This is a genomic window from Paenilisteria riparia FSL S10-1204 (assembly GCF_000525995.1).
Taxonomy (GTDB): Bacteria; Bacillota; Bacilli; order Lactobacillales; family Listeriaceae; genus Listeria_A; species Listeria_A riparia.
In genome coordinates, this window is record NZ_AODL01000030.1 from 12,910 (window position 1) to 35,798 (window position 22,889).

Consider the following 22,889-nt stretch of genomic DNA (forward strand, 5'->3'; position numbering starts at 1 on the left):
CAGTAATCCATTCAATAGCAGTTATCACATCCTTTCCTTGATGTATCATAACTGTCAATTATGCGCCCCTAATCGCTTTCGCTTTTTCCACCATTCCTTCAGCTGTACAGTGAAAGCTGGCTCTAGCTCCTTCTCGACATAAAAAAGATGCTCCCCTAACCAATGAACTTCCTTCCCTTCCATTTCAAATGTATTGGCGTATATTTTCAGTTTTGGCAATTCTGGACTTCCTGATTTACCGGATGGCAAGTACTCCACCGTCTGGTATTTGTAGCAATGTATCCATGTCCCCTTAACCCTAATGTCAGCCATCCATTCCGACGCTGGTTGATCCTTCGGCTTATGTTTTATAAAAGATGCCTGAATATTTGAAGCTGCCTTGCATACCTTGTGTTTCGTTAAAGAACTAGAGATTTCCTCAATATAGGGTTGCCACGAGCTCGATACACTTAAAAACACCTTTTCTTGTTCCAAAAGGTGTTGCCAACTATCCGTATAGAGTGTTCTTTCCTTCTGTTTATCTTGGAAAATGCTACGCTGTATCCGCGATACATACCATCTTTCAATCCATTTAAGCACGATGCATAGAATCGCAAGTGCCATCCATCCGATGAGATAATCGGAATATATCTTCAAGACCGGAGTTCCCATAATGAATAAGATGGCGCCTGTGAAATAAGGCATCATCGTCCCAAAAAGCATTGATTCATGCGTTTTGGCGTTAGTCCACACAGATCCTGCGCCTTCTGTCCACTTAAGAAAACGAACAATCCAATATAGTGCCCACCCACTCATGACAAGTGTCAGATAGAAATTTTGAAGCACTCCTGCCACATCTGCCACTTGTTGCGCTTGCTTTTGCGAAAGTTCCATATGTTCTACCAATATACCTGGCACTAATTTCAAAAACTGTAATACCGCTAAATAGCATAGTAGGAATAGCCCTACATTGCATATCCATACCAAACATTTTCGGGCGCCAAATAAGGTACTATAGCGCAATATCTGATGTACTTCTTTTTGCTTCAGATGACCCTTGGCTGAATCCAGAAACGTTTTGAATTTTTGTTGCATTACTTCTATTTTCTTTGTTAATCCCTGCTTCTTTTCTGTCATAATTTCCACCCTTCTATTTTTCCCTCTGCTAAATAGTCTTAATAATTGGCATACAAACTTTGATAGCAGTCCCTTCAAATTCTACTTGGTAACGGACAAAGTCAGCAATGACTGCATAAACATTAGAATCATTGGTACGATATACTTCGTCTATTTTCTTCGCCATCGATAGAAAATGCTCCGTCATAACACTAATGCGCATCCGTTCCAACGTTTGCGCATTTATTTCCTGTTGTTTATAAAGCAACAGCAGTTCATCAATATCTGTGGCCAGCTGTACGAACCGCCTTCTTCTCCTTTTTCCTAGCCAGGCACGCTGTAATTCGATCTGGACAATATCGTCTAATTGTTGCAAGCTAGTCTTACTTAAATGGGAGAGCGCCGCGATGCCAGTATCCTTTGCTGTTTCTTTTATGCCAAACCGTCTACGAAATTTTTGTTCGCTTTGTGAATGGGATCGTTTTTCCATTAGGATTAGTAGCGATATTCCTAACGCCGGTATGCCTACATTCCCCCAATAAGGTTGACCAAGTAGGAAAAGTAATAAAGTGCATGCATACAGCAGTAATATAGACCAATAAAAAGCACGAATCCGTTTTTGATTTAGTTTCATATTCAAACCTCCTTTCCCTTAAAATCATGCCGTCTCTTTGCTGACTTATGTATAAATAGACAGCTCCCTTTCAAAAAGAGAGCTGCCATCTTATTATTCTATGGTTATCGAAATGGTTTTCTGCGTATTTTTCCCTCGGCTGTCTGTGACGGAATACGTTACGGAATACACGCCTACTGCACTTGTATCCACTGTGTTTTCTAGCACTTCAAGGCTAGTTGAAATATCACCATCTTCTTTATCATTGGCTAGGACACCTTCCAATGGATCAAAATTGGTGCCTAAAGGAAGCACTAAATCCGTTGCTTGAATCTCAGGCGCTTCGTTGATGACACGGACAAGAATGCTTTTTGTTGTTTGTTTACCGTGACTATCTGCCACTTGATAGTTAACCACGTATTCTCCTTCTATTTCTGTATTTACTGTATTTTCTGTCACTTGAATACTACTTGTTAAATCACCGTCTTGTTTATCGGAAGCTGTCACATTCTCTAATGGATCAAAAACAGTGCCTATCGAAACTGTGCGATCCGCTGCTTGAATTTCTGGTGCATCGTTTTGAACAACGATATCAATCGTTACACGTGTAGTTTTACCATTCCCATCACTTACTTCGTACGTCACATGATAGGTTCCTTCAACCCTCGTATCGACTGTATTCTCAATCACTTGTACTTGGTGCGTTAAGTCTCCCGACTCCTTATCTGTAGCTGTAACACCTTCCAATGGATCGAATACACTATCGATAGCAATTTCTTTATTGGCTGCATAGATGACTGGCGCTTCATTCGTAACATGTACAATCAGCGTAGCTTGACTCTCATAACCGTAACGGTCCATAACAGTGTAGATAACCTGATAGTCGCCCTCTTGCGCTGTATTGATAATCCCACCAACCGCTACAATATTACTTGTAATATTTCCGTCTTGCCAATGCGTTGCTGAAGCATAGCTACTTGGATAAAAAGGTGTATTGACATCTAGTGTAATCTCGTTCTTTGTTAAAGTAAGTGTCGGTTTGCTGTTAACCACTACTTGAATCGTTTGTGTGGTCGTCAAGCCCGCGCTATTGGAAACGCGATAGGAGACTTCATACACTCCGTTTTCGTCTGTGTTCACCTGATTCGTCATGACCTCTATTTGCTGGCTCAAATCCCCTTCCTGCGCGTCTGATGCAGAAACAGCTGCCAGCGGGTGGAAGTCCGAACCAAGAGATATCACCTGATTCGATGCATGCAACACTGGTGCTTCCCTTATGATAGGCGGTTCAGGGATGGACGGAATGACTGGTTCTGTTGGAGACGTCGGAATGGTAGGCACAGTTGGTGGATTAATAGATGGTCCTACTGGTAAAACAGTAGGTGCCGTTGATGGAATAACGACAACTGGTACGTTGCCGCTATCAGCCAACACAATTGGCTCTTTCTCAGCTGACGAAACAATCGGCGTCGTCAGAATGGCTGTGGCAGCTGCCATTTTCATATGCTCCTGAAGACCAGGAACGCTTTCTTCAGGCGCCAAACCATACCGTGCTAACGCTTGTGTCGAAGGATCTTCATTGCCTTCAGCGATGGTCACTGGCTGTTTCGTGCGCTTGCCATCGTTCACACTTTTTTGCTTATCTTTTGTGACAATGCTCTTTGGTGTTGTATCATCTTGCTGAAAAATCGCATAACCACCTACACTAGCAGCTAAAATGCCACATGCTACGCAGCTACCGAGAAATGTTTTCGTTTTCCATAATGGTTTTCTTTCTTTTGTTTCTTCACTCATTTTATTCTTCTCCTAACGTTTCAAGTTGTGCCTTATACTCCTTCAAATTGGAAGTAAACGATTGCTTTTCTCCCGCTGAAAGACCGGCCTTCTTTAAATTACTCTCACTTATCGCGATGTTATTCGTCAAAATGCGATAATCCGAAATAAGCTTTTTCAGGGTACTACTCTTCAGGGTAGCATTTCTCTTCTCCGCTTCCCCCACATTACCAACCTTCAGGTAACTAAAGGCCAACATGTACTGTCGTTCTTTTGTTTGCTTTGCTTTTTGGTAAGTAATTACCTGATCCCAATGTTTCTCCAAGCAGGCCAAATCAAAAGCCCCTTCCGTTGTTGGATAAGACTCTTGAAATTTTCGTAAGGCATCAATATCACCTTGTTCAACAATCAAGTTTTCAATGTCCAACACTTGCTCTGGTGAAATATCGGCCGCCTCCGTATATTTTTTATCTCGAATGAGCGCAGCGTATTTCTGTTGAATCACTTCACGCTTAGGCTCCTCTTCAGCAAGGGATTTACTTTGATATGCTGCCACACTGAAGATAATACCGATCGTAATCGTTAAAACGCCTAGGGCTACCCCTGCAATAATACTTATTCTCTTCCATGGAACACGTAGCGAAGGTCGTTTGATTCTATGCGTTTTTTCTATCTTCGGCTCCACTTCTATTTGTTTCTGAGCTTCGTCCGGCACTGTTTCCGTTGGAATTGCAACCACTGTCGTCTCTTCTTGTTCCTGCTCTGTTGGTTCGCTGACTTCCACTTGCCTTGTATCGTATGTGTAGGCATCGGTTAATTTTTCAATAAAAATAGCTATGTCATCATCGTTTTCAGGATAGAGCGCCTTCAAGCGTTCTTCCACGAAACTGATTAATGCATAGCCATTGTCTTCCCCGATGCTCATATCATCATGATATGTCGCATCCGTCTCATTATCTTCAAAGATCTGTATTGTTACCTTCCCTGCCGTTTGCGTTTCTTGGGCCCTCTCTTCTAGGACGGTTAGTCGTTGCGCCCCTTCAAAGATTGAATAGGGATGATTGCATTTGAACACAGACGACGGCAGAGAAGGACTTATATCTGTAATTTGAATCGTCATTCCCATGATTTACAGCCCCTTTCTGTTAACCCCAGCCTTTGGCTTTGCTTTCGAAATAAGTCACGACACCTTGTACAACAAATACGCCAACGAGTCCAATAAGTACATGTACCGCGTGATCCTTGGCCTGGTTTTGCTTATTTTGATCCTTAGACATGTAAGAGATACACGCCAACGCAAACTGCACTCCAGCATATGCTCCAACCGCCGCTTGTAAAATACGTAGGATATCTGTGAAGATATCATTTGCGATTGCCTCTGGCGCTTTTCCCATAACGAATGCCTTATAAATAAGGTTATTGATGTGGAACTTTGCCGTTTCAATCATGTTTTGTCACCTCCCCACTGGAGGTAGGTGTTGGTACTGTTCCATGCCCTGTATTCGTAGATGCTTTGTGTTTCGTCGGTTGGGTCCCAACATGTAACAAGTTCATATTATTCGTTACCAATTCTAAATCACGCGCGTAACAATAGTCTTCATAATCCATATTTTGCGCCTCACAAATTTTCTTTGCTAATGCTGCCATGTCGCGCTTTGCTTTCAATGTTGCCATGTATCATTGCTCCTTCTTTCGTTTTATTTATTTTATGCCAAAAATAAGCACCAAACCCACATCCTACGGCTAAAATAAACCACACATAAAACGGCATACTGTCCATAAGATTTGTCACTGGATTATCCGATAAAAAATCTAGTAATGTTCTCAATCGTTCTCACCTCCTTCAAAAAGACAATAAAAAAAGCGTAGGATTTATTCCTACACCATGTCTCGTTGTTCGATACAAATTGCTTCTACACCCATTGAATCGGCCGTTCCTTCAACGCAGGTATGTTATAACATATCCAGCAACAGCCACGATTAAAACTACTTGTATGACCTAGAAATTTAATTCGTTTCTTAAATATTAAAATAGCCAGTTTATCCTCAAACTGCTGAAATAAGTTGGCACGTTTTTCAGTTTCTAAAGTCGCCAACGGTAAAAGTAAAGCAAAGGACTGGATTTTATTTTCCTTAATAAGCTCAAAACTCCGTTCAATAATCCGATTTTGTTCAGAAAAAGGTGGATTACTAATCATAAGGTCACAATTGGGCGGCGGTTCGGTAGTAAAAAAATCATTCCCTAGATCATCAAAAATGTGTGTTGCACGATACTTCAATTTCAGTTCATCCGCCATCAATTTAAACTGGCTATCATAATGATTAAACGGAAACCACAAACTCTTAAATGTTGGTATATCAATGAGACTGTATATATTCTCGACCACGAACCTTGGGGTTGCTACATGATCACGACTTACTATTTTTTCAGCTTCATAAAATAAATTCGTACCCATGGCAATCCTCCCTATCAGATATCGCTATGATCTTACTCTCTTTTCTTCCACCACGACATAGTAATCAACATCCAACTCAAAGAAGTCAAAGTTCAATTCATTTTCCTTAAGATATGGAGCCCTTGAAATGCTTGGGAACCCTGTGATTTCAACAAGTAATCCTTTCCCATCCAAACAAGGCGTCCATCCATCCTCCTCTGTATATGTGGCTAACAGTATTACCTTACTACCTGTTTTCAGTGAATCTGGAGATAGGACATCATATACCGTTCCTTCATACATGATTTGTGTCAAATGCTTGTTCCTCCCATTCAAAATCTTTGATTCGTTTTCGTCCTCTATCTGCGAGCAATTCTGCCGAAGAATCCACAACAGGTCTTGGCAACCAATAAAAGCGACCAGGTTTTATTTCAGTTCCATCGATATATCCATACATATCCTTTGATTTATCTATACAATCTGATGCCATTTTCAAAAAACAATGCGGATCATCTGTTTCTATTGGTCTTTCTTCATCAATATCAAATTTTCCAATATACATTTTTTCAAACACTTTACCCGTTTTCATATGAATACCATCCGCATACATTCTGAATGTTTTCATTGCCATGATTCTTACTTACACCACCTTCACTTTTCTAAATTATCTCGTGTTGTCCAATATTCTTCGCCCGAATCTAGTTCAATACGAACATCATCGCCTCTTACAATGTGAACTGTGACCATTTCAGTATACGTTACTCTATCGCCAGCCTTTAATTCTTCAGTATCTCCACTCATTCCGCTTCCTCCTGTTCTAACGCCCAATCGGCAAATTTTTGTATCACTTGTATCTGCTCTTTCTCACTAAATTCATAAAATATTTTTTCAGCTGTAGCATCGCTTCCATCTGGTGATTCAAAATCAATGCCTGCTAAGCTATAAATTGTAGTCTCAAAAGGATGCGTTTTCTCATATTCGTATACACTGTGCTCTTTGAAGTATTGATACACTTCAATCATATTGGCAAGGCATCGGTTTTGGCTCCCGCTCAGTTTACTCATTCGAAATCCTCCTATGTTACCCGTTTGGATGAATACAAATTCACCAGTCAATTTTAATTCCGCTTAGTGCCTATTTCAAGCTACTTTCAAAGAAAGAATTATGGCATCAATTAGAATGTGGAATCTCGACTAAATGATTTTTCCAAATATCCATGACCCGATCTATCAGGTAAGGCGCGAAAATGAAATAGCCGTTTTCAGCGTACAGTTTGTAGTATCCGTTTTTCGTGTACACCGCTTCATACACACTACCTCTCTTAAAAACTTTCCCTTCTGAACATAACGTTTGTACAGCCTTGAATTGCTTATTTCCCATGTTTTATACCGCCTTTCTGATGAATCAATATTTTCAAGTAAAACGCCGGACATCTTTCTCGTTAATAGCGACCATTAATGAGATTGCTCAACTCAAGCCGCTCATCTTCAGATAAAATAAAACGAAAAATTCGGTCTACCGATGCGTAACGCGTGTGCACCTCCAGTCGTAAAAAAGCGTTGAGATGCTTCGCCGTAATACTGCCGTTCTGCTCATTTTGTAGCAATACCTGATAATCACCTTTTTTCTCATGCCACCGATCCAAAGCTCGTGCTGCTTGATCAGGATAAATTTCCGATTCAAAATCAATAATGGCATATATTGATTTGGTTTTATTGCCACTTTTTTGTACACACCGGACTAAAAACCGCTTCGTTTTTTTCGGTGTGCTTTGCTGATTCCTGTTAATAGTTGCTCCTCCTTTCCATTTTGTTATTGCTTTTGGTGAAGTACCACCGTTACTGCTCTTCCCTATGAAATTAATTCCCGAGGTAAAGTTAAAATATCTGGATTCCTAGGACTTTCATCAAATACAGCCTTCAAACTCAACACGTCTTCTCCTCGCTCTCCGCTGGTGTCAATTGACATTGCTTCCGCTAAAGAAATTCGTTTAACCTCATACACTTCATCGGAGTCAACATTATCATCAAAATAATGCTCCAAAATATGTTTTTCCGCCTGTTCTTCGCTATTAGCCTTCACATAAAAAGAGCCTTCTGTTGTTTCTACCTCAAATATTTTTGCCATCATTTTACCCTCCATAATCACAAAAAGAGCACCCGTAGGATGCTCTTTCGTTCCTTCTCCTCGCTTATTGGCAACCGATTAACAATTGATTGCCGTACTTATCCCTTGCTGTTGGCGCAACATAGATAACTTCTTCCAACTCACTACACCGGAAGCCATGTACAACTTTTATGCGGTATACATGCACATACCTGCCACCATCCAATAAAAATGCTGGAAGTAATCCGCCCCAGTTCTCCGGCTTTTTTGATTCATTGTTAATAGTCATTGGAATCTTCCGTTTTGCTTATCTCATCATTTGATTCTGATGATCCACTACCTTGATAATCATTCGTTCCATAAGCACCTTTATAAAGCTCTTTTAATGTATCTTCATTCGGGGCATAGTCCCCATTCTTATTTTTCTCGAAATAGATAGTGAAAATCATTGGTTCCTGCACAACTGGCGTGCTTCCACCACGTTCGTAATATTGCGATAAACTCCAGAAATTGACCAGCTGCATCACCGTGTTTAACTCTTTACTATCTGTTCCGTTATACTTGTATGCATCCGGCCCCAGATATTTTTCAGTAATCTCACGTGATGCTTGGCCTAAGCCTTTTCCGGCCAGACCTCGAACAGAAACTTTCACTTCTGCACCATCGTCCGTAACCTCACTGCTCATCGTGGTGTAATCCTCAATATCTTGATACATGTCCACCATTGTTTTTGCGTAGCCTTCTAGAATTTCATTGGAAGTGTAGGTAGATCCAGAAGGCGTTTGTAGAATCCAATCTTCTGGAATGTGTAATGAACCGTTTTTACGGAACAAATCTAACTCTGTCTCTTTAAATTGTTCCGGGCTTAGATGTGTTAGTTCCTTGATACGGCTTGTTTTATCTTTAAAAACAATATCCATAAATGTTTTTGCGGCGACTTCTGGATCAGAAAAGGAATTCTCCGATGAAAGTTTGTCTTTGTTATCTTTTGCATCAGTGACATCACTTTTTACTTGTTCTTGTTCCTTCGGCTTTTCTTCTGTAGCTCCTTGAGAACCATTTCCGCATGCTGCTAATGATAATACAGTCATCGCAGTCATGACTGCTAGACCTGTTTTTTTGATGATAGTTTGTTGTTTTGTCATTGTGTACTCCCTCAAATTTTTATCGTAGATTAATAACTCAATGCACGCTTTGATAACGCGCTAAATGCCTTATTAAAGGCTGTTTTGCTAATTTTAACGTTCTTCTTATTTGTCCATGGATCATTGTAGTAATAGTTGCCACTGTCATAGCCTGTAAGCGCCACACAGTGGACGTTAAATCCACCTAATTTGACCCATGTGACAATTGGTCTGCCTGCTCGTAATTTCGCCTCTAGCGTCGCATTAGACGCTCCTGTCATATTGACGGCCGAACCTGCATATTTCTTTGTTAGATTCATGAGTGCTGGGGGATAAATCGTATACCCTTTCGAAGTATACGGATTCCCTACATAACCACGATTAGGATCACTTGCATGACGTGGCATTTCTCTGGCCAGCTTTGCTTTATCCACTTTGGCACCTTTATATTTTAAGACCATCGTCAACGATACGATTTCACAACCCGTTGGTAGGTCTGGTCTCTGCGCAATTAGTGGAACATTTAACAACACTTTTGTTGTTGCTGGAGTTGGTTTAGGTTTGGGTTTTGCTGGTGTGACGGGCTTGGGTGCTTTGGTGGTTAAGTAGCTACCAGATACATACGCATTCTTTTTATTGAATGTGATCCGGTGCCATTTTCCTGATTTCGCTAAGCTGCTTATTTTCGCGTTCTTCTTTAACCATCCGACCGCTTTATAATTTGTTCCTGGTCCAGTACGAACCGTCAAATCAGCTGTCGTATAGTATATCGTCGTTGCGGATACGCTTGCTGTGCTAATCGTACAAAGTAAAAGAATTACCACAACTCCTAAAATAAACTGTGATAATCGATTGCTTTTTATTTTCCCCATCGTCACTACTCCCCTGGTAAAGTAAATTTTATTACACGATAATTTTTTCAAAAAAAAGAGACTGGCAAAGCCAAACTCTTTTACAACACATATTCATTATTTTCCATATTAAACAATTATATGGTACACTAATATTTTATAGACAACTAAAATAAAAAGGAGTGTATAGTATGCCAGTAGATTTCATAAGTCTAAAAGAATACACCATTAATTACAATACATTATATGATTTCTTTCATGAGCAAAAAATATTTTCTAACCCTCACACACAAAAGAATTACTTAACAGCCTGGATTAGGCATATTTCAGAAGCAGACAAGGACGCTATCTCAGAATTTCGAGACCCAAAAATAAAACAAATAATACTACAAGCCTTGACTGATGAACCAGAACTTTTCCAGCAACCCTTTCACTTTGCATTTGGTACAATACTTATCCAGTTTAGAATTTCTAGGTTGATAGAACTTCTAAAAACGAATAATTATCAAGACCACGTGGAGTATATTTCTTACAAAGAATTTACTGATTCCGGCACTGTTTTTTGGACAGCTCCTGATAACTTTACCGAGAACCTAAGCTCCGGTTTTCCAATCCTCATAACTGAGCTCATTGGTGAAGGAAAACACAACCAGGTAGTAATAGATGGAAACCATCGCTTAAATTATTACATCCATCAAAAATCTCAACGTATACCTGTTCTCACTATCAATCCTCAAACGCTTATTGACAACAATTTATTTGTGAATCGCTTTGATAAATATTATTACATATTTCAAAATGAAATGTGCCGACTAGCTAATATGCGAGAATACGATCAAATGCCTGACGAAGCGCTCCATCCACTATCATTTTTAAACGGAAATGGGTATCAATTTAATAATCTAAGTTAGGTTCCTTTTCTGTTTGATTTCAAAAAAGGAATCAAACAGTATTGTTGGATGGGCCTTTTCTTCTGTAACACCTAAAAAAGCATGACTGCTTTTTTCAGGAAGCTCATTATATTCAAAAGTTTGAGCATCATTGATTTGGTCTCCATCTGACATATTTATCATCTCCATCTAAAAAGAGACTGACAATTACTTGTCAGTCTCCGCTTTTTTATTCGTTTGCTTTCTTACGTCTATTTAGGATTAGCAAAGTGCTGCCAGCCAACAATGCAAGAACTCCAGCAAGGATAATGATATCTGTGCTTGAATCCCCTGTTGTAGGTAAGAATCCTGATTTTACTGGCTTAAGTTCGTTAAAGTGTACCGTCTGACCTTTATCATTTCTGTCTTCGTGTTTTGCGATCAGCTGGTTCGTATCTGGCGTGTAGAAATACTCATAGAATACGATATCTTGTCCGGCTAATTTCTTGCCGTCCAAGATCATTTCTACTACATAGTTTCCGTTCGCAGTTTGTGGTGTGAAGGCAGTTGTTTTACTTTGAATCACTTCACCCGTTTTCACGTTCACTGCTTTCGTAATCACTTTGACTGTTTTACCTGGAACCATGTCTGTGTACTTCATGGTGTCTTTCACTTTCACCGGCCCTGTTGGATCTGTCGCTTTTTGTCCATTTTCAAAAGTTGCTTGTGTGCTTAGCTTCGGATTCGTGAATCGTACAGTTTGGCCTTTATCGCTAGGATTTTCGTGTTTGGCTACTTCTTTTCCATTTCGTTGTAGATATTCATAGAATACAACATTTTTGCCAACTAGTTTTCTACCGTCCACAGTTAATTTCACTTCGTATGTGCCATGCGATGCTGTTGGTGTGAATTTAGTTGTCGTTGATGCATAAACTTCACTAGGATTGGCTGGATTGACTGCTTTAGTAACCACCGTGTATTCTTTACCTGGAATCAACCATTTATAATCGATTTGATCGACTAAGGTTGTATTCGCTAATGGAAGCAATGCTTTCTCGCCGTTGATTCCAGTTGCTTTTGTACCGATTTCAATTGGAATACGTTTGTTTACCTTTTTTAGGCTAATTTTTTCACCGTTTGTTGCGGCACTTACTTTGAAGTTGATTGGTGTTGTATCTAGGACATAGCCAGCAAGTGTTTTAGATTCTACAAAGCGATACTCCCCTGTAGGAATCGCAGACAAAGCAATTTTGCCGTCTTTATCTGTTTTGTAGCTTGCTACTTTAACGTATAGTCCGTCTTTTAGTTGCTCTAAGTCAAAAGAAACACCAGCTAATGCTGTTTCATGCGCTTCTGTTTCTGTATCTACTTTGACTAACTCTACATCTTGTTTTGCCAATTCGTTTACTAAGGAAACTTCGTTAACTGCTTTAGTGGCTTCTTCGCCGTATAGGACTTTGTCCTTCGTAATGCTGATGTTGAATGTTTTTGCATTATCTTTTGCTTCTAGTGTGAAATCGTATGCGTTTGTATCGATGTTGTGTGCTGTTCCTGCATCCAATTCTTTAAGTGTATAGTTACCGTTTGCTAGTTTTTGTCGGATTGTTGCAACGCCGTCTTTCACTGTTGCATAGCCTAAAAGATCACCTTTTGCAATAATGACTTGGTTGTTGTACGTATAATCTTGATTTGCGTAAATACCAAAAACTTTATCATTGGCTGCTTGTTGACCATAAACAGGTTTTCCGTTCATCCAGCCAGCAACTGTTTGTTCTTCTTTAAATACTTTCACAGCAACATCTTGTAGCGCATTCTCAGCTTTTACAGATGTGGAAGTGATCGCAATATCTTGGCCAGCGTATTTAACTTCGAACGCGACTGGTTCGCCAATTACGTAACCAGCTGGTGCGGCCGTTTCTACTGCTTCGTATTTTCCTGTATAGAAGGCGGCTTCTGTTGCAATTTGGCCAATTTCATCCGATGTTCCAGTCGCAACTACAGTGCCTTTCGCATAGCGAACCGTGCCATCTTCTGTAACGATATCTTCTTTCGCTACAAATTTAAATGTAGCTCCAGCAAGTGGTTTTTGAGTATATTCTCCAGTTGTTACGTCACCATATTTACTTGCTTTTTGGTTGGCGCTTGTTAATACTTCACCTGTTTTAGATAGCTTTACAATCGATTTTTGAGCTGTGTTGAAGAAATCTACTGTAATGACACCATCTTTGACTGTGCTATCTGTCACGGCAAATTTCACTGGTGTTTTATCTAAAGCATAGCCAGTTGGTGCTTTAACTTCATATAACTCGTAATTACCGGCTTTTAATTCAGTCGGTAACACTAAGTAACCTTCGTCATTTGTTTCAAATTCTGTAATCGTTGTTGGTTTTGGATAGTTAACTTTTTGGGAGATAAACTCGCCAGTTTTAAGATCTTTCACTTTGAATGTTGTACCAGCTAACGGGATTGTTTTGCCTGTCTCTTTGTCTTTCTTGATGATTTTAACAAGACCTTTTAGATCACCATCAACCACATTGTAAGTGAGTGTTTTATTATTTTCTTTGATTTCGACGTCAAAATCACCAATTTTAATGAATCCTGCTGGTGTTTTCGATTCTTTCACGATGTAGTGGCCAAATGGTAGGTCTGGTGTAATGGCATGGCCGTTTGCATCCGTCATAATTTTTGCTACTTCTTTACCTGTCGCTTTATGGATAACTGTAAATTCAGCCCCAGCCAATCCTCCAAGGAAACCTGATCCGCCTTCATTGGAATGCGAATATTTGTTGATTTCAATTTTACCTTTAATAACGTCATTTGTTGCGACTTTGTCTGTTAGAACCAATGCTGTGTTTTGATCTTTATATGTTAGTGAGAATGGGAATGTTTTCGTTTGTAGATTATAACCCACACCCGCTTTTGTTTCTTTAGCTGTGTAATTACCTAATGGTAATTTCTTCGATGTTGCTTTGCCATTTTTAATGACAACATGATCCACAATGGCGCCTGAAGCATTTAGGATATCAAACTCAGCTCCGTCTAGAACTGCATCCCCTTGTGCTTTTGCACCAGTTTCACTGTCTTCTTTACTTAAAGTTACTTGACCTAATACAGCTGTGTTTGTAAATGTTACTTGGCTTGTTTCAGCTGCCTTCACTGTGATGTTTTGCGAAGCTGTTGCTACTAAGTAGCCGTTTGGTGCTGTGATTTCTTTGACAGTGTACGTTCCTTGCAATAGATCAGAAACTGTTACTTTACCATTTGCTCCAGTCGTTGGTGTTGCAACAACTGTGCCTGCACTGTTACGTACTTCGTATTTTGCACCTGGAAGTAATGATGTTGTGTCGTTTCCTTTTTTGACGATTTCCAAATCGCCCAATTGCGCAACAAAAGTAGCTTTCACGCCCGTTATTGAAATTGGATCACTAACGCTACCTGCACTTAACAGATTTTGTACTCCTCCTTCTTTAGGAGTAAACTTTAAACCTGTTTTAGGTCGTAAATCTGTCGAAATATCTGCATTAATAGTTCCACTGAAGTTTGGTCCTGCAGTATATTTAAAATCGCGTGTAGCTGGAATTTTAGCAGAAGCTGTTCCCGAATAGCTTACACCGCTAGAATCTACAACAGTTATTCCAGCTTGTAATGGAACATAATAAAAATTATCTCCACCTGCGCTTTGATATGTGGCAGGGTAAAATTCTGTTTCTTGTCTTCCAGTAGCAGGATTCCATTTAGCTGTCTGTACTTTATTGGCAATACTAAATTTACCCATCGGCGCAGTTTTAGCCGCAGCCTTATCCAATAAGTATTTAACCCCAGCGTCACTCTTCATAGAAGGACTGTCAAATGAACCTAAATAAACATTTATCGCAACATACGTATCAACGTAATTCTTTTCTGATGTACCATTGTTGGGATATCCGTAATACATGATATTATAGACACCTTCATCATTAAAAATACTTTCCGCGTATTCCCTATTAATTGGAAACGGCAAATCAGGATTTATACAGAATGCCGCTTTTCCATCTACAGTGATATAAGCTGTAGACGTTTCATAACCACCATACCAAGCGCTCATTTTCCCTGTAGAATTACCTATGGAGCGTAGCATTGCACCTCTTGGATTAACAGAACTCGTGATAACTTTTCCGCTGTCCGTTGAACCAACTACAAAGCTATCTGCTTCTGCTGCCGACGCAACTATTGAAGCAATGGGTGATAAGATTACTTGTAAAAAAAGAGCCACTACAGTTAGTAGTGACAAGACAAATTTATTCGGTTTCAATACATTAATCAATTTATAAACTCCTCCATTATTTTATATTTTTATCTAATTTCCCTCTTACTTGTTATGTTGGCGCACGTATTTCCATTTTGACCTCCTTATTTTTAAGCAAAAGAAAAAGCATTCAAATTTGAATGCTTAATTCTCTTCTATTCGATTAATCCCATCCCCAATAATGATCTTCCCCACCATTCGAATTTTCTTTTGTGTCAGATAAAGTTTCACCATGCTCATTTGTTTTTTTATTTTCATTCTTTTGAACCAGCGCTAGGTTTCGGGGTAGATGGTGCTACATTCCCATCGGGTTTAGGTTTAGGCTTACTTTCGACACTAGTATTTTTTTCAGATTGAGTTTGCTTCGACGTTCCACTATTACCACTACCACTTGATTGTTGTTTTTCATTGCTAGCATAATTCTTGCTGGTAGTATCACTATTTGATTTTGAACCAGATGACGAATATGATGAGTTATTATCATTTGATACGCCCGCAGATGCACTCGCGCTTGATCCACTACCTTGCGTGTTTGAAGAACTGCCTGTTGGACCTTGCGTCTCAACTTCGTTACTTTTTTCACTACTAGTAACTACCGCTTGTTCTTTAGCTACACGATCCGCTTCTGCTTTTTGCTTCGCCGCCACTTCTACTTTCATCAAATTGGTAGCAACTGTCCAACTCTTATTCAAATTTGATTTGGCTAGATTTTGTGGCACACTATCAATCGCTTTTTTTACAGCTGCAAGTTTGGCCGCATCCACTCCAGTAGCTAACGCCTTCTGGTTCGCATCCTTAAACAATGCTAACGTCGCTTTTTGCGTTCCTTCTATAGAAGCATACAAAACGTTCGCTTTTGTAATTTCACTAACGAGCGATTCTTTTAGTTCTTTATTTTTCAATGCTTCAGCTAGCTGTTTCGCTTCCGTTGCCTTAGCTGGTGTATAACCATCTGCTAGTAATACTTTTTTGGTCATCAAAGTAAAGCGCTGCTACCGCATTTTTTGCTTTGGTTCCTTTTTCAGCTGTTTGCTTTTCGAGCATATCAGCTGCTTCTTTTAGCTTTTTGCGCTTCTATTCTAGATTCTTCTTGTGCTTTAGCCTGTTGTGAGTAAATAATCCCCGTTCCCGTTCCAACGACGAGCACTACGCTTGTTAAAACAATCCATAATTTCTTTTTCCGCATCTTCCATCATCCCCTCTTTTTGTAGTGTTTCAAATAAATCAATATACCATTTTTCTAGCTTATTATACGGTAAACATTCTAATACGTGGTGATCAATGCCCAGTAAAAAGTGTAAACTTTCAACAAACACGTATTTTTCTGTTTTTTCGATTTGTTGATCCTGATTCTTTTTCTGCTACTACCATATCTGTTCCCCGCCTTCTATCTTCATTTTACAGGATAATCCTGTAAAACCCAAGTATTATTTGTGATACCGAGCAAAGTAAATAGTAATTAGACGTTTATTCTTGTAAATCTTTCGATTGATTTCATCTGTGGTTAATTTCTTCCCTAAAAAAAATTCAAAATTCATATACTATCACCCTTTCAAAAATATATTTTGTTATGCCGTTAGCGAAACAGGAATGGGATAAGCCACAATGATTTAGGGGGAATCATTGTAAGTTTCCTGCTTCGCTAACAACATAACAGACATCACTGACTTTTCTATCTTTCATCAAATGACTTCAAAGGCTCATTGACTGTAATCTTCCGTGGTTTCCAATCAGAGAATGCTATTAAATAATACTCTCCAGAACTTAATGCTAATACAGCATACTCATCTTGTAGGCGTTCTTCCTTTGGTTCTAGTATGGTATATTCATTAGACTTGCAGTTAAATTTCGCTTGTATGGCCTGATTCTTAGCTTTTTCATCTGATATATTTACTAGGCGATTAATGAGTTTAACACTAACCCAAATCAGAAAACCGATCACGACTAACAAAAGAAATATCTGCGTGAAATTAGCATTCTCTATGCTCCAATAATAGTATTTTATTTTCTCAGTAAAAGATAGATTTTCAAATTTAACTAAATAATAGTCTATGCTACCATTATCATTAATAATCCTACGCATCAATACTCTCCCCTTATTTGATTTATGCTGTTAACGAAGCAGGGAAAAAAAACGAGAAAAAGGGTAAACTCGGAAAAAACACCCTGCTTCGTTAACAGCATAAAAATTGATTTTTTAAAGCACATGTTTTGCGTATCCACCGCATATGTACAAAATCATTAAATCAAAAGCGTTTAAGGCAACCGGAACGCTCTAACCCTGTATCAGCAAGCTATGCCCCATCATAGCAGCCTGCTCCCCATCCAACGATGGATCATGGCAAAGCGTGCTAGAAACATCTGATACTGTTTTACCGTTTATGGCGTTTTACGGTCAACCTGTGGGTACGGTGGTTTATCGAGCTCCCACCAAACGATTCTATCTAGCATATATAGTACCAATCGACATGCTAGGTAACAGGTTCTAATTCCCTTTCTATCGGGGCGAAGTCCCCTGCTACAACTGTTATATTCCTATTAGGAAAATTGTCAATGAACAATAAATCAAGCTATTTTACATAATTTACGGAAATCTTTTGGCTCCTTATTCGTGCAAGGAGATGATTCCGTACATACACGGTGGATACCTTTTTATAAACCAAGACTTGCGGGGCAAAAGCCCTCCTGATACCGGAGTTCATGCCCCGGATTTTGGCGTTTTGCAATAACTTTATTTTTAAAGGTCCGGATATTACGAACCTCGTAATATAAATCAACAAAAGGCACAATACTCCAAGAAGGCGCAAGACGCCTTGCCATTACATCTTCATATTGATGTTCTAACGATGCGAGATCAACAATCCACTCTTCACGATTAAATAATTTTACATATACGCGATCGACGAACTGAAAATCACGAGGGGTGATTATGTCCGTTTTTTTTCGAGCGACAATACGACGTTGACGATAACGTTTCCCGTTACTAGAATGAACGAGCTTCGCATAGGAAGGGAAAGTTGTTTTTTTCACTGTGCTCCCCTTAGTGATGATTTCCTTCCGAACACTGGTTTTAGTGGCAGCAATTTGTATATTTGTTGAGACAAGCATAGCTCGTAAAACCGGCACGTCTGGATTCTCTGGATTGGAATTAATTTTAGTTTGTAGATCCTTTTTTTCTTCTTGCAAAGTAAATAAATCCAAAATATATTTCCCCCTCACCTAACTAATCGGCATGCTGACGATTAAACTAAAACAAAAAAAGCGCTCTACCACAGCTTGTGATAGAGCGCTTCATTAGAATCATTCAAAACATAGATGTATCTCGTAAAAGTATACAAAGATACCGTGGATATTCGTATTTGAAAAAGTACAGTCTCTCCCTAGTAAATAAAGTATATAACTAAGAACAGACATTCCTTCCCAAACGCATCTATATCTGATAGAATGTTCTATTGAGACGACCTTCAGTGTGTGCTGTAGGTTGGTGGCTTTCGCCACGGGCTCTTAGGTAACTTTTCCGCCAAGTCAAGTTATCTTTGGGCCTCTCGTTTAATTTAAATCGGCAACATGCTTCTTGAACCCCTTAACTGTAGCATCAACTTTACAATTTTGCAAATACTTTTTGTGAAAAAGTTATTTTTTGCTTGGTAACGTTGTCAAGAAACTTGGTTAAAACCATGATTACATATGGATTTTGCTATCGAAATTTTTTTCTATAAAAAAATAGAATAATATGTTAAACTTAATATTAGTTTAGATTAAAGGTAGCCTATTATGCTGTGATAGGCTGCTTTTTTTATTTATCGGTAGGATATGTATCTATCCACCAATAACACCATTACTGAACACACTTATGATTGTTGCGGCATTTACCAATAGCAATGTAATCATTCAAAATCACCTCCTACAACAATTCTAGCACAAAAAATAGGGCTGAATTAAAAGTACCCGAAAAAAGGTACCTCTGTAAAATATTATTTCAAGGAGTGAGCTGCATGAAAGCAAAAAAATACGGGAAAACATTTAAACTCATTCGAGAAAACTTGAATTTGCCACGTAGCCAAGTGTACGAAGGTGTAATGGCGAAATCGAATGCCCAACGATTTGAAAAAGGAGAGCAAGATTCTAGTTTTGAAAAAGTGGCGATCGTTCTGGAAAGAATCGATTTATCCTTTGATGAATTTATTTATATTCATAACGGGTATCAGGAGTCTGAGAAGGAAAAGTTCATACATGAGTTTGTCAATTTAAAAGACACAACAAATTCTACAGGAATTACTGATCTTAGAGATAAGTTAATTGCTTCTGGCGCAACAGATAACACATCTTTTTTAGGTCATTTACGGGTCGTTTTAGAAGCATTCTTACTCTACAACAAAGAACAAGAATTTGACAATGCCAAGAAACTCGCTGATCCTATTTGGAAGCAATTAGAAGAAAAAAGATGTTTGGTATTACAACGATATCCTGATTATGGCCAATATATACTATGTGTTGGATGAAGATGCTGTAGTAACTATCATCGCCAAAATGCTAAAAGAAATTAAAAAATACGCAGGCTATAAAAACTCCGTGAATTTGGATACTGTAATTTTATTAAACTATTGTCTCTATCTTTCAAAACGTGGAAAAATATTAGAAACTGAACCCTATGTATTGAGAGCCTTAGAAAACGCAAGGAAGTATAAGCAGTCTGACTATTTAATTCAAGCGAAAATGAAATATGCTGAGTTACTTTGGGCTAAAAATCAGAAACAAGAAGCTAATGAGATTGTAGAAAAAATGTATGCTGCCTTAGAAGCTCTTGAACGTTGGAAATTACTACAAGATTTTAAAAAGGATTGGGAAAAAATAACGAATGAAAGCCGCAGTTAATCACATAAATCGCGGTTTCATTCGTCCAAATTTAAGATTATCATAATCATCCTCGTATCCTTATCTCGCTTATTAACCAATTAGTACAACATTAATCTCCAATCACCCATGGCGACATACGCCTTCACCCCTTTTGCATTCTATCTATTGCTGCTGTGTCATAAAATGATAAAACAAAATAATCTAATAATTCCAGAGATCATTTTATCTCACCATTATAGAAATCTAATGGATCATTGTGTGCCAGCAAATACCCACCTTACTTAATATCCATAGATTATCTATATGAATCAAGCGTATCATAAAAAGCATCTAATAAACCATATTGTTCGTAAACGTAACGATTTCGTTCGTGAACGTAAAAATAGCTATTCACACTGACCATACTCTTAAGATTATAATAACTTTACAATGCATGTAGGAGTAGAAATGTTCCTTATTTCTAGCAAAGTGAATTATCTAACAAATACTAAAAATTTGATCCTACAAGGATAAATCATAAGATTTCTGTTCTAAATTGCTGAGAATTAAGTCAAGTAACTGAACAATCCAGATATGATTTCATAGAAATATAGACAAAAGGCTTGATTCTGGTCAGAAAAAGTTAATATTTGGTATACCTACTCAGACTAATGTTTGCGTTTTTTTCATACAGATTCTCCTCGAAGTTTACGTCGCATAGCTTCGACTTCAAGCTTTAATTGCGTTTTACTTTTTTCCGGTACAGCGTTCACTGGGGCAGGAGTAGACTTGTCAAACCAATCTGGCAAGACTTCTTTTCGAACAAATGGTATCTTGACTGCTTGGTGGGCCGACTTTTCTTTAGGGACTGCAGCAATGTTTTGTTCTTTTTTTCTTTTTGTGCGGCATGTAGCGCATTTGTAACAGCAGCACGCAAGTATGCGGATGGATTGGCAATGGACGTATAGCTTTCTTTAACTTGAACTTCAGCTAAAACACGTTGGAAAAGCGCTTTATTCATGCCAGGTTCTTTGGAGCATTCGATAAACACAGAATGAATTAGGGAATCTGAAAACCTTGATAACTGTTTAGAACTGGTAAGGGATAAGTTAGAGAATAAAGATACGTCTTTTTTTTCGGTTGTGTCATCGCTTGTCACTACAGGCTTTTCCATGCTTTTTTTAGTAAGTCGGTGCGTGTCATCTTGAGTAACATGTTGTGTGACAGGAGCAAGAATTTGAAAAATAGACGCACCTCTCCCACCATTGATGGATTTACGGTAACTTGGTATAACAGCGATCATGTCAAGCTCACGCAAAGTTCTGAGTGCACGGGACACTGTTGTCACTGTCATATTGATCTTAGTTGCGATGGTTTCGCGATATATCGTGCATGCACCGTTATAACGGATCGCACATGCTGTAATATACTCTAATACAAGGCGAGTCGATGTATTAAGTCTATAGTCAGCTAAATATGTATCAACTGTTTCTCGTAACTCTTTCTCTGTTTCGAATGTTTGGTAGTTATTTAGTCTTTCTAAACCCATTTCAATAGCCTTCTTTCTAAAAAATAATTTTTATCACAATAAAAAATAGTTGGCAACTACGTGAGATTGCCAACTATTTTCATAGTTTGTCTATAGCAATTCACATCAAAGAAACCCATGTGTCCCAATGATCTGAATTAGCATTTGAAATCAGTTAGAAAGCATTGCTAAATAAGCCGAAATGTGCTATAATTTTTTTTATAAAATTCCGCTGCGAAACGAAATTTTTAAAAGCCAAAAAATTAAGCCATAATGGATTCTGATTGGGATCACATATTTTAATGATTCGGTATCAAATGTACGCCAATACATTCGATTACCGGATTATTTTTTTACTTAACACCAAGATAACAGAGATAATATATTTTTGCAAAGGTTTATTTTACACGCAGATATTAAGTACTACCTTAATCATCTTTAAGTTGTAATTATATACTACTTTAATTAATAATTAAGAGCTACCTTAATTATTAATTATCTACTACTCTTATTTCTCTCTAGATTTAATTAAGGTAGTCCCTAAAAGGGGGTATTATTTAATTAAGTACTACCATAAATACTCATAATTACACAGGCTGTTGCTGTAGTGTTTCAGGGTGTATAAGGAGATTGTTCTTTAAGTACATTTGAAAGAATATAATTATAGACTACCTTAATTCCATATTAGTTACTACTCTAATTATATAATTATGCGCTACTTTAATTAATAATTAAGAGCTACCTTAATTATTAAAATGTTAGCAATTAAAGTAGCATATAATTAAAGGTTTTATAGATTAATCTACTACCTTAATCAATATTCATATTTACTTAAAGTTGTGCCAGTTAACATACTATATTATCTACTACTGTAATTAATAGATAATTATCTACTACATTAATTCGCTATTAGTTACTACCTTAATTATATAATTATCTACTACATTAATTAAAAATACCTACTACCTTAATTAAAAGAAAACACTAATTAAGAGCTACCTTAATTAGTGTTTTCTTTTAATTATCTGCTACTTTAATTATTGAGTAATCCCCAGCTTGTTCTTAGATCATTCATTGTTTTGGCCTCTATTTCTTCTGTAGATTGAATGATATTCCCGTGCTCATCTGTTTGAGGAATTGTAGGATTTTTTTCTCTATATAGACTTAATTCCTTCGTGATATCGTTAATAAGGTCACGCTTATCTTCTTTGGTAAAGTTGACTTTAATATAATCATCTAAAGCAATTCTTAAAATCTCATCACGAGTATGTTGCGCAAGATATTTTTCAGAGAGTATTCTCGATGTAGAATTCAGAATGGCTGAAAGTTTTACTGGTTGCGATGCTACATGTACACGATCAAAATTTCTTACTG

Annotated in this window: 28 protein-coding genes; 3 read left to right on the forward strand and 25 right to left on the reverse strand. The window is 38.1% G+C overall.

Going from position 1 to position 22,889, the window contains the following annotated elements; translation table 11 throughout:
- Positions 1-54: 54 nt before the first annotated feature.
- The 18 genes from PRIP_RS13760 to PRIP_RS13835 form a co-directional block, all read right to left on the reverse strand.
- On the reverse strand, positions 55-1,116 hold the full coding sequence (locus PRIP_RS13760) for a hypothetical protein (protein WP_036101768.1): 1,062 nt from the start codon (positions 1,114-1,116) through the stop codon (positions 55-57).
- Between the two features lie 28 nt (positions 1,117-1,144).
- Positions 1,145-1,729, reverse strand: coding sequence for a hypothetical protein (locus PRIP_RS13765; protein ID WP_036101769.1), 585 nt, complete (start codon positions 1,727-1,729; stop codon positions 1,145-1,147).
- A 93-nt stretch (positions 1,730-1,822) separates the two neighbouring features.
- A complete protein-coding gene (locus PRIP_RS13770) occupies positions 1,823-3,502 on the reverse strand; it encodes an immunoglobulin-like domain-containing protein (RefSeq protein WP_036101770.1) in 1,680 nt (559 codons plus the stop codon).
- Between the two features lies 1 nt (position 3,503).
- Positions 3,504-4,607 (reverse strand): hypothetical protein, encoded by a 1,104-nt coding sequence (locus PRIP_RS13775; protein WP_036101772.1) that lies wholly within the window; start codon positions 4,605-4,607, stop codon positions 3,504-3,506.
- Between the two features lie 19 nt (positions 4,608-4,626).
- The gene (locus PRIP_RS13780) at positions 4,627-4,929 is read right to left on the reverse strand and encodes a hypothetical protein (protein ID WP_052008942.1); all 303 of its coding nucleotides are present in this window, start codon (positions 4,927-4,929) and stop codon (positions 4,627-4,629) included.
- The gene (locus PRIP_RS13785) at positions 4,922-5,155 is read right to left on the reverse strand and encodes a hypothetical protein (protein WP_036101773.1); all 234 of its coding nucleotides are present in this window, start codon (positions 5,153-5,155) and stop codon (positions 4,922-4,924) included. The genes PRIP_RS13780 and PRIP_RS13785 overlap by 8 nt, the downstream gene beginning before the upstream one ends.
- On the reverse strand, positions 5,100-5,309 hold the full coding sequence (locus PRIP_RS17205) for a hypothetical protein (protein WP_159101553.1): 210 nt from the start codon (positions 5,307-5,309) through the stop codon (positions 5,100-5,102). The genes PRIP_RS13785 and PRIP_RS17205 overlap by 56 nt, the downstream gene beginning before the upstream one ends.
- 85 nt (positions 5,310-5,394) lie before the next feature.
- Positions 5,395-5,937: a hypothetical protein gene (locus tag PRIP_RS13790; protein ID WP_052008943.1), complete on the reverse strand. Its 543-nt coding sequence runs from the start codon at positions 5,935-5,937 to the stop codon at positions 5,395-5,397.
- 24 nt (positions 5,938-5,961) lie between these two features.
- Entirely contained in the window at positions 5,962-6,231 is a 270-nt protein-coding gene (locus PRIP_RS13795; RefSeq protein WP_036101776.1) for a hypothetical protein, read from the reverse strand.
- Positions 6,212-6,547, reverse strand: coding sequence for a hypothetical protein (locus tag PRIP_RS13800; protein WP_036101778.1), 336 nt, complete (start codon positions 6,545-6,547; stop codon positions 6,212-6,214). The genes PRIP_RS13795 and PRIP_RS13800 overlap by 20 nt, the downstream gene beginning before the upstream one ends.
- A gap of 20 nt (positions 6,548-6,567) precedes the next feature.
- Positions 6,568-6,717, reverse strand: a complete 150-nt coding sequence (locus PRIP_RS17210; RefSeq protein WP_159101554.1) for a hypothetical protein — start codon at positions 6,715-6,717, stop codon at positions 6,568-6,570.
- Complete coding sequence (locus PRIP_RS13805; RefSeq protein WP_036101780.1) at positions 6,714-6,980, reverse strand: hypothetical protein; 267 nt, start codon at positions 6,978-6,980, stop codon at positions 6,714-6,716. The genes PRIP_RS17210 and PRIP_RS13805 overlap by 4 nt, the downstream gene beginning before the upstream one ends.
- A gap of 106 nt (positions 6,981-7,086) precedes the next feature.
- Entirely contained in the window at positions 7,087-7,296 is a 210-nt protein-coding gene (locus PRIP_RS13810; protein WP_036101781.1) for a DUF7244 family protein, read from the reverse strand.
- Positions 7,297-7,357: 61 nt separating this feature from the next.
- Positions 7,358-7,561 (reverse strand): hypothetical protein, encoded by a 204-nt coding sequence (locus tag PRIP_RS13815; protein WP_036101783.1) that lies wholly within the window; start codon positions 7,559-7,561, stop codon positions 7,358-7,360.
- A gap of 206 nt (positions 7,562-7,767) precedes the next feature.
- Positions 7,768-8,046 (reverse strand): hypothetical protein, encoded by a 279-nt coding sequence (locus tag PRIP_RS13820; protein WP_149023836.1) that lies wholly within the window; start codon positions 8,044-8,046, stop codon positions 7,768-7,770.
- 61 nt (positions 8,047-8,107) lie between these two features.
- Positions 8,108-8,311: a hypothetical protein gene (locus PRIP_RS13825; protein WP_036101787.1), complete on the reverse strand. Its 204-nt coding sequence runs from the start codon at positions 8,309-8,311 to the stop codon at positions 8,108-8,110.
- Positions 8,301-9,167: a hypothetical protein gene (locus PRIP_RS13830; RefSeq protein ID WP_036101789.1), complete on the reverse strand. Its 867-nt coding sequence runs from the start codon at positions 9,165-9,167 to the stop codon at positions 8,301-8,303. The genes PRIP_RS13825 and PRIP_RS13830 overlap by 11 nt, the downstream gene beginning before the upstream one ends.
- A 29-nt stretch (positions 9,168-9,196) precedes the next feature.
- Positions 9,197-10,018: a C39 family peptidase gene (locus PRIP_RS13835; RefSeq protein WP_036101791.1), complete on the reverse strand. Its 822-nt coding sequence runs from the start codon at positions 10,016-10,018 to the stop codon at positions 9,197-9,199.
- A gap of 170 nt (positions 10,019-10,188) precedes the next feature.
- Between PRIP_RS13835 and PRIP_RS13840 the strand changes: the two genes are divergently transcribed.
- Positions 10,189-10,908: a hypothetical protein gene (locus tag PRIP_RS13840; protein ID WP_036101793.1), complete on the forward strand. Its 720-nt coding sequence runs from the start codon at positions 10,189-10,191 to the stop codon at positions 10,906-10,908.
- Here the strand turns inward: PRIP_RS13840 and PRIP_RS17215 are convergent.
- From PRIP_RS17215 to PRIP_RS13860, 6 genes are all read right to left on the reverse strand, one after another.
- A complete protein-coding gene (locus tag PRIP_RS17215; RefSeq protein ID WP_159101555.1) occupies positions 10,900-11,061 on the reverse strand; it encodes a hypothetical protein in 162 nt (53 codons plus the stop codon). The two genes, PRIP_RS13840 and PRIP_RS17215, sit on opposite strands and share 9 nt — an antisense overlap.
- A 55-nt stretch (positions 11,062-11,116) precedes the next feature.
- Entirely contained in the window at positions 11,117-15,169 is a 4,053-nt protein-coding gene (locus PRIP_RS13845) for a SpaA isopeptide-forming pilin-related protein (RefSeq protein WP_052008944.1), read from the reverse strand.
- 236 nt (positions 15,170-15,405) lie between these two features.
- Entirely contained in the window at positions 15,406-16,128 is a 723-nt protein-coding gene (locus tag PRIP_RS13850) for a hypothetical protein (protein WP_036101794.1), read from the reverse strand.
- Between the two features lie 120 nt (positions 16,129-16,248).
- A complete protein-coding gene (locus tag PRIP_RS17025; protein WP_149023837.1) occupies positions 16,249-16,467 on the reverse strand; it encodes a hypothetical protein in 219 nt (72 codons plus the stop codon).
- Positions 16,468-16,823: 356 nt separating this feature from the next.
- A complete protein-coding gene (locus PRIP_RS13855; protein ID WP_036101796.1) occupies positions 16,824-17,234 on the reverse strand; it encodes a hypothetical protein in 411 nt (136 codons plus the stop codon).
- Positions 17,235-17,803: 569 nt separating this feature from the next.
- Complete coding sequence (locus tag PRIP_RS13860) at positions 17,804-18,352, reverse strand: hypothetical protein (RefSeq protein WP_036101799.1); 549 nt, start codon at positions 18,350-18,352, stop codon at positions 17,804-17,806.
- Positions 18,353-19,146: 794 nt separating this feature from the next.
- On the opposite strand from PRIP_RS13860, the gene PRIP_RS13865 reads away from it, so the two are divergent.
- Entirely contained in the window at positions 19,147-19,653 is a 507-nt protein-coding gene (locus PRIP_RS13865) for a transcriptional regulator (RefSeq protein WP_036101800.1), read from the forward strand.
- The gene (locus PRIP_RS13870) at positions 19,625-20,026 is read left to right on the forward strand and encodes an Rgg family transcriptional regulator (protein ID WP_036101802.1); all 402 of its coding nucleotides are present in this window, start codon (positions 19,625-19,627) and stop codon (positions 20,024-20,026) included. Before PRIP_RS13865 ends, PRIP_RS13870 begins: the two co-directional genes overlap by 29 nt.
- A 730-nt stretch (positions 20,027-20,756) precedes the next feature.
- Here PRIP_RS13870 and PRIP_RS13875 read toward each other — a convergent pair.
- The gene (locus tag PRIP_RS13875) at positions 20,757-21,536 is read right to left on the reverse strand and encodes a helix-turn-helix domain-containing protein (RefSeq protein WP_036101803.1); all 780 of its coding nucleotides are present in this window, start codon (positions 21,534-21,536) and stop codon (positions 20,757-20,759) included.
- Positions 21,537-22,889 lie beyond the last annotated feature (1,353 nt).

Coding starts and splice junctions, on each gene's coding strand:
- PRIP_RS13800 (WP_036101778.1), bottom strand. CDS start 6,547: ATGGCAATGAAAACATTCAGAATGTATGCGGATGGTATTCATATGAAA.
- PRIP_RS13765 (WP_036101769.1), bottom strand. CDS start 1,729: ATGAAACTAAATCAAAAACGGATTCGTGCTTTTTATTGGTCTATATTA.
- PRIP_RS13760 (WP_036101768.1), bottom strand. CDS start 1,116: ATGACAGAAAAGAAGCAGGGATTAACAAAGAAAATAGAAGTAATGCAA.
- PRIP_RS13785 (WP_036101773.1), bottom strand. CDS start 5,155: ATGGCAACATTGAAAGCAAAGCGCGACATGGCAGCATTAGCAAAGAAA.
- PRIP_RS13830 (WP_036101789.1), bottom strand. CDS start 9,167: ATGACAAAACAACAAACTATCATCAAAAAAACAGGTCTAGCAGTCATG.
- PRIP_RS13855 (WP_036101796.1), bottom strand. CDS start 17,234: ATGCGTAGGATTATTAATGATAATGGTAGCATAGACTATTATTTAGTT.
- PRIP_RS13780 (WP_052008942.1), bottom strand. CDS start 4,929: ATGATTGAAACGGCAAAGTTCCACATCAATAACCTTATTTATAAGGCA.
- PRIP_RS13820 (WP_149023836.1), bottom strand. CDS start 8,046: ATGATGGCAAAAATATTTGAGGTAGAAACAACAGAAGGCTCTTTTTAT.
- PRIP_RS13805 (WP_036101780.1), bottom strand. CDS start 6,980: ATGAGTAAACTGAGCGGGAGCCAAAACCGATGCCTTGCCAATATGATT.
- PRIP_RS13825 (WP_036101787.1), bottom strand. CDS start 8,311: ATGACTATTAACAATGAATCAAAAAAGCCGGAGAACTGGGGCGGATTA.
- PRIP_RS13810 (WP_036101781.1), bottom strand. CDS start 7,296: ATGGGAAATAAGCAATTCAAGGCTGTACAAACGTTATGTTCAGAAGGG.
- PRIP_RS13865 (WP_036101800.1), top strand. CDS start 19,147: ATGAAAGCAAAAAAATACGGGAAAACATTTAAACTCATTCGAGAAAAC.
- PRIP_RS13840 (WP_036101793.1), top strand. CDS start 10,189: ATGCCAGTAGATTTCATAAGTCTAAAAGAATACACCATTAATTACAAT.
- PRIP_RS13850 (WP_036101794.1), bottom strand. CDS start 16,128: ATGACCAAAAAAGTATTACTAGCAGATGGTTATACACCAGCTAAGGCA.
- PRIP_RS13875 (WP_036101803.1), bottom strand. CDS start 21,536: ATGGGTTTAGAAAGACTAAATAACTACCAAACATTCGAAACAGAGAAA.
- PRIP_RS13835 (WP_036101791.1), bottom strand. CDS start 10,018: ATGGGGAAAATAAAAAGCAATCGATTATCACAGTTTATTTTAGGAGTT.
- PRIP_RS13770 (WP_036101770.1), bottom strand. CDS start 3,502: ATGAGTGAAGAAACAAAAGAAAGAAAACCATTATGGAAAACGAAAACA.
- PRIP_RS13775 (WP_036101772.1), bottom strand. CDS start 4,607: ATGGGAATGACGATTCAAATTACAGATATAAGTCCTTCTCTGCCGTCG.
- PRIP_RS13790 (WP_052008943.1), bottom strand. CDS start 5,937: ATGGGTACGAATTTATTTTATGAAGCTGAAAAAATAGTAAGTCGTGAT.
- PRIP_RS17215 (WP_159101555.1), bottom strand. CDS start 11,061: ATGTCAGATGGAGACCAAATCAATGATGCTCAAACTTTTGAATATAAT.
- PRIP_RS13870 (WP_036101802.1), top strand. CDS start 19,625: ATGGCCAATATATACTATGTGTTGGATGAAGATGCTGTAGTAACTATC.
- PRIP_RS17210 (WP_159101554.1), bottom strand. CDS start 6,717: ATGAGTGGAGATACTGAAGAATTAAAGGCTGGCGATAGAGTAACGTAT.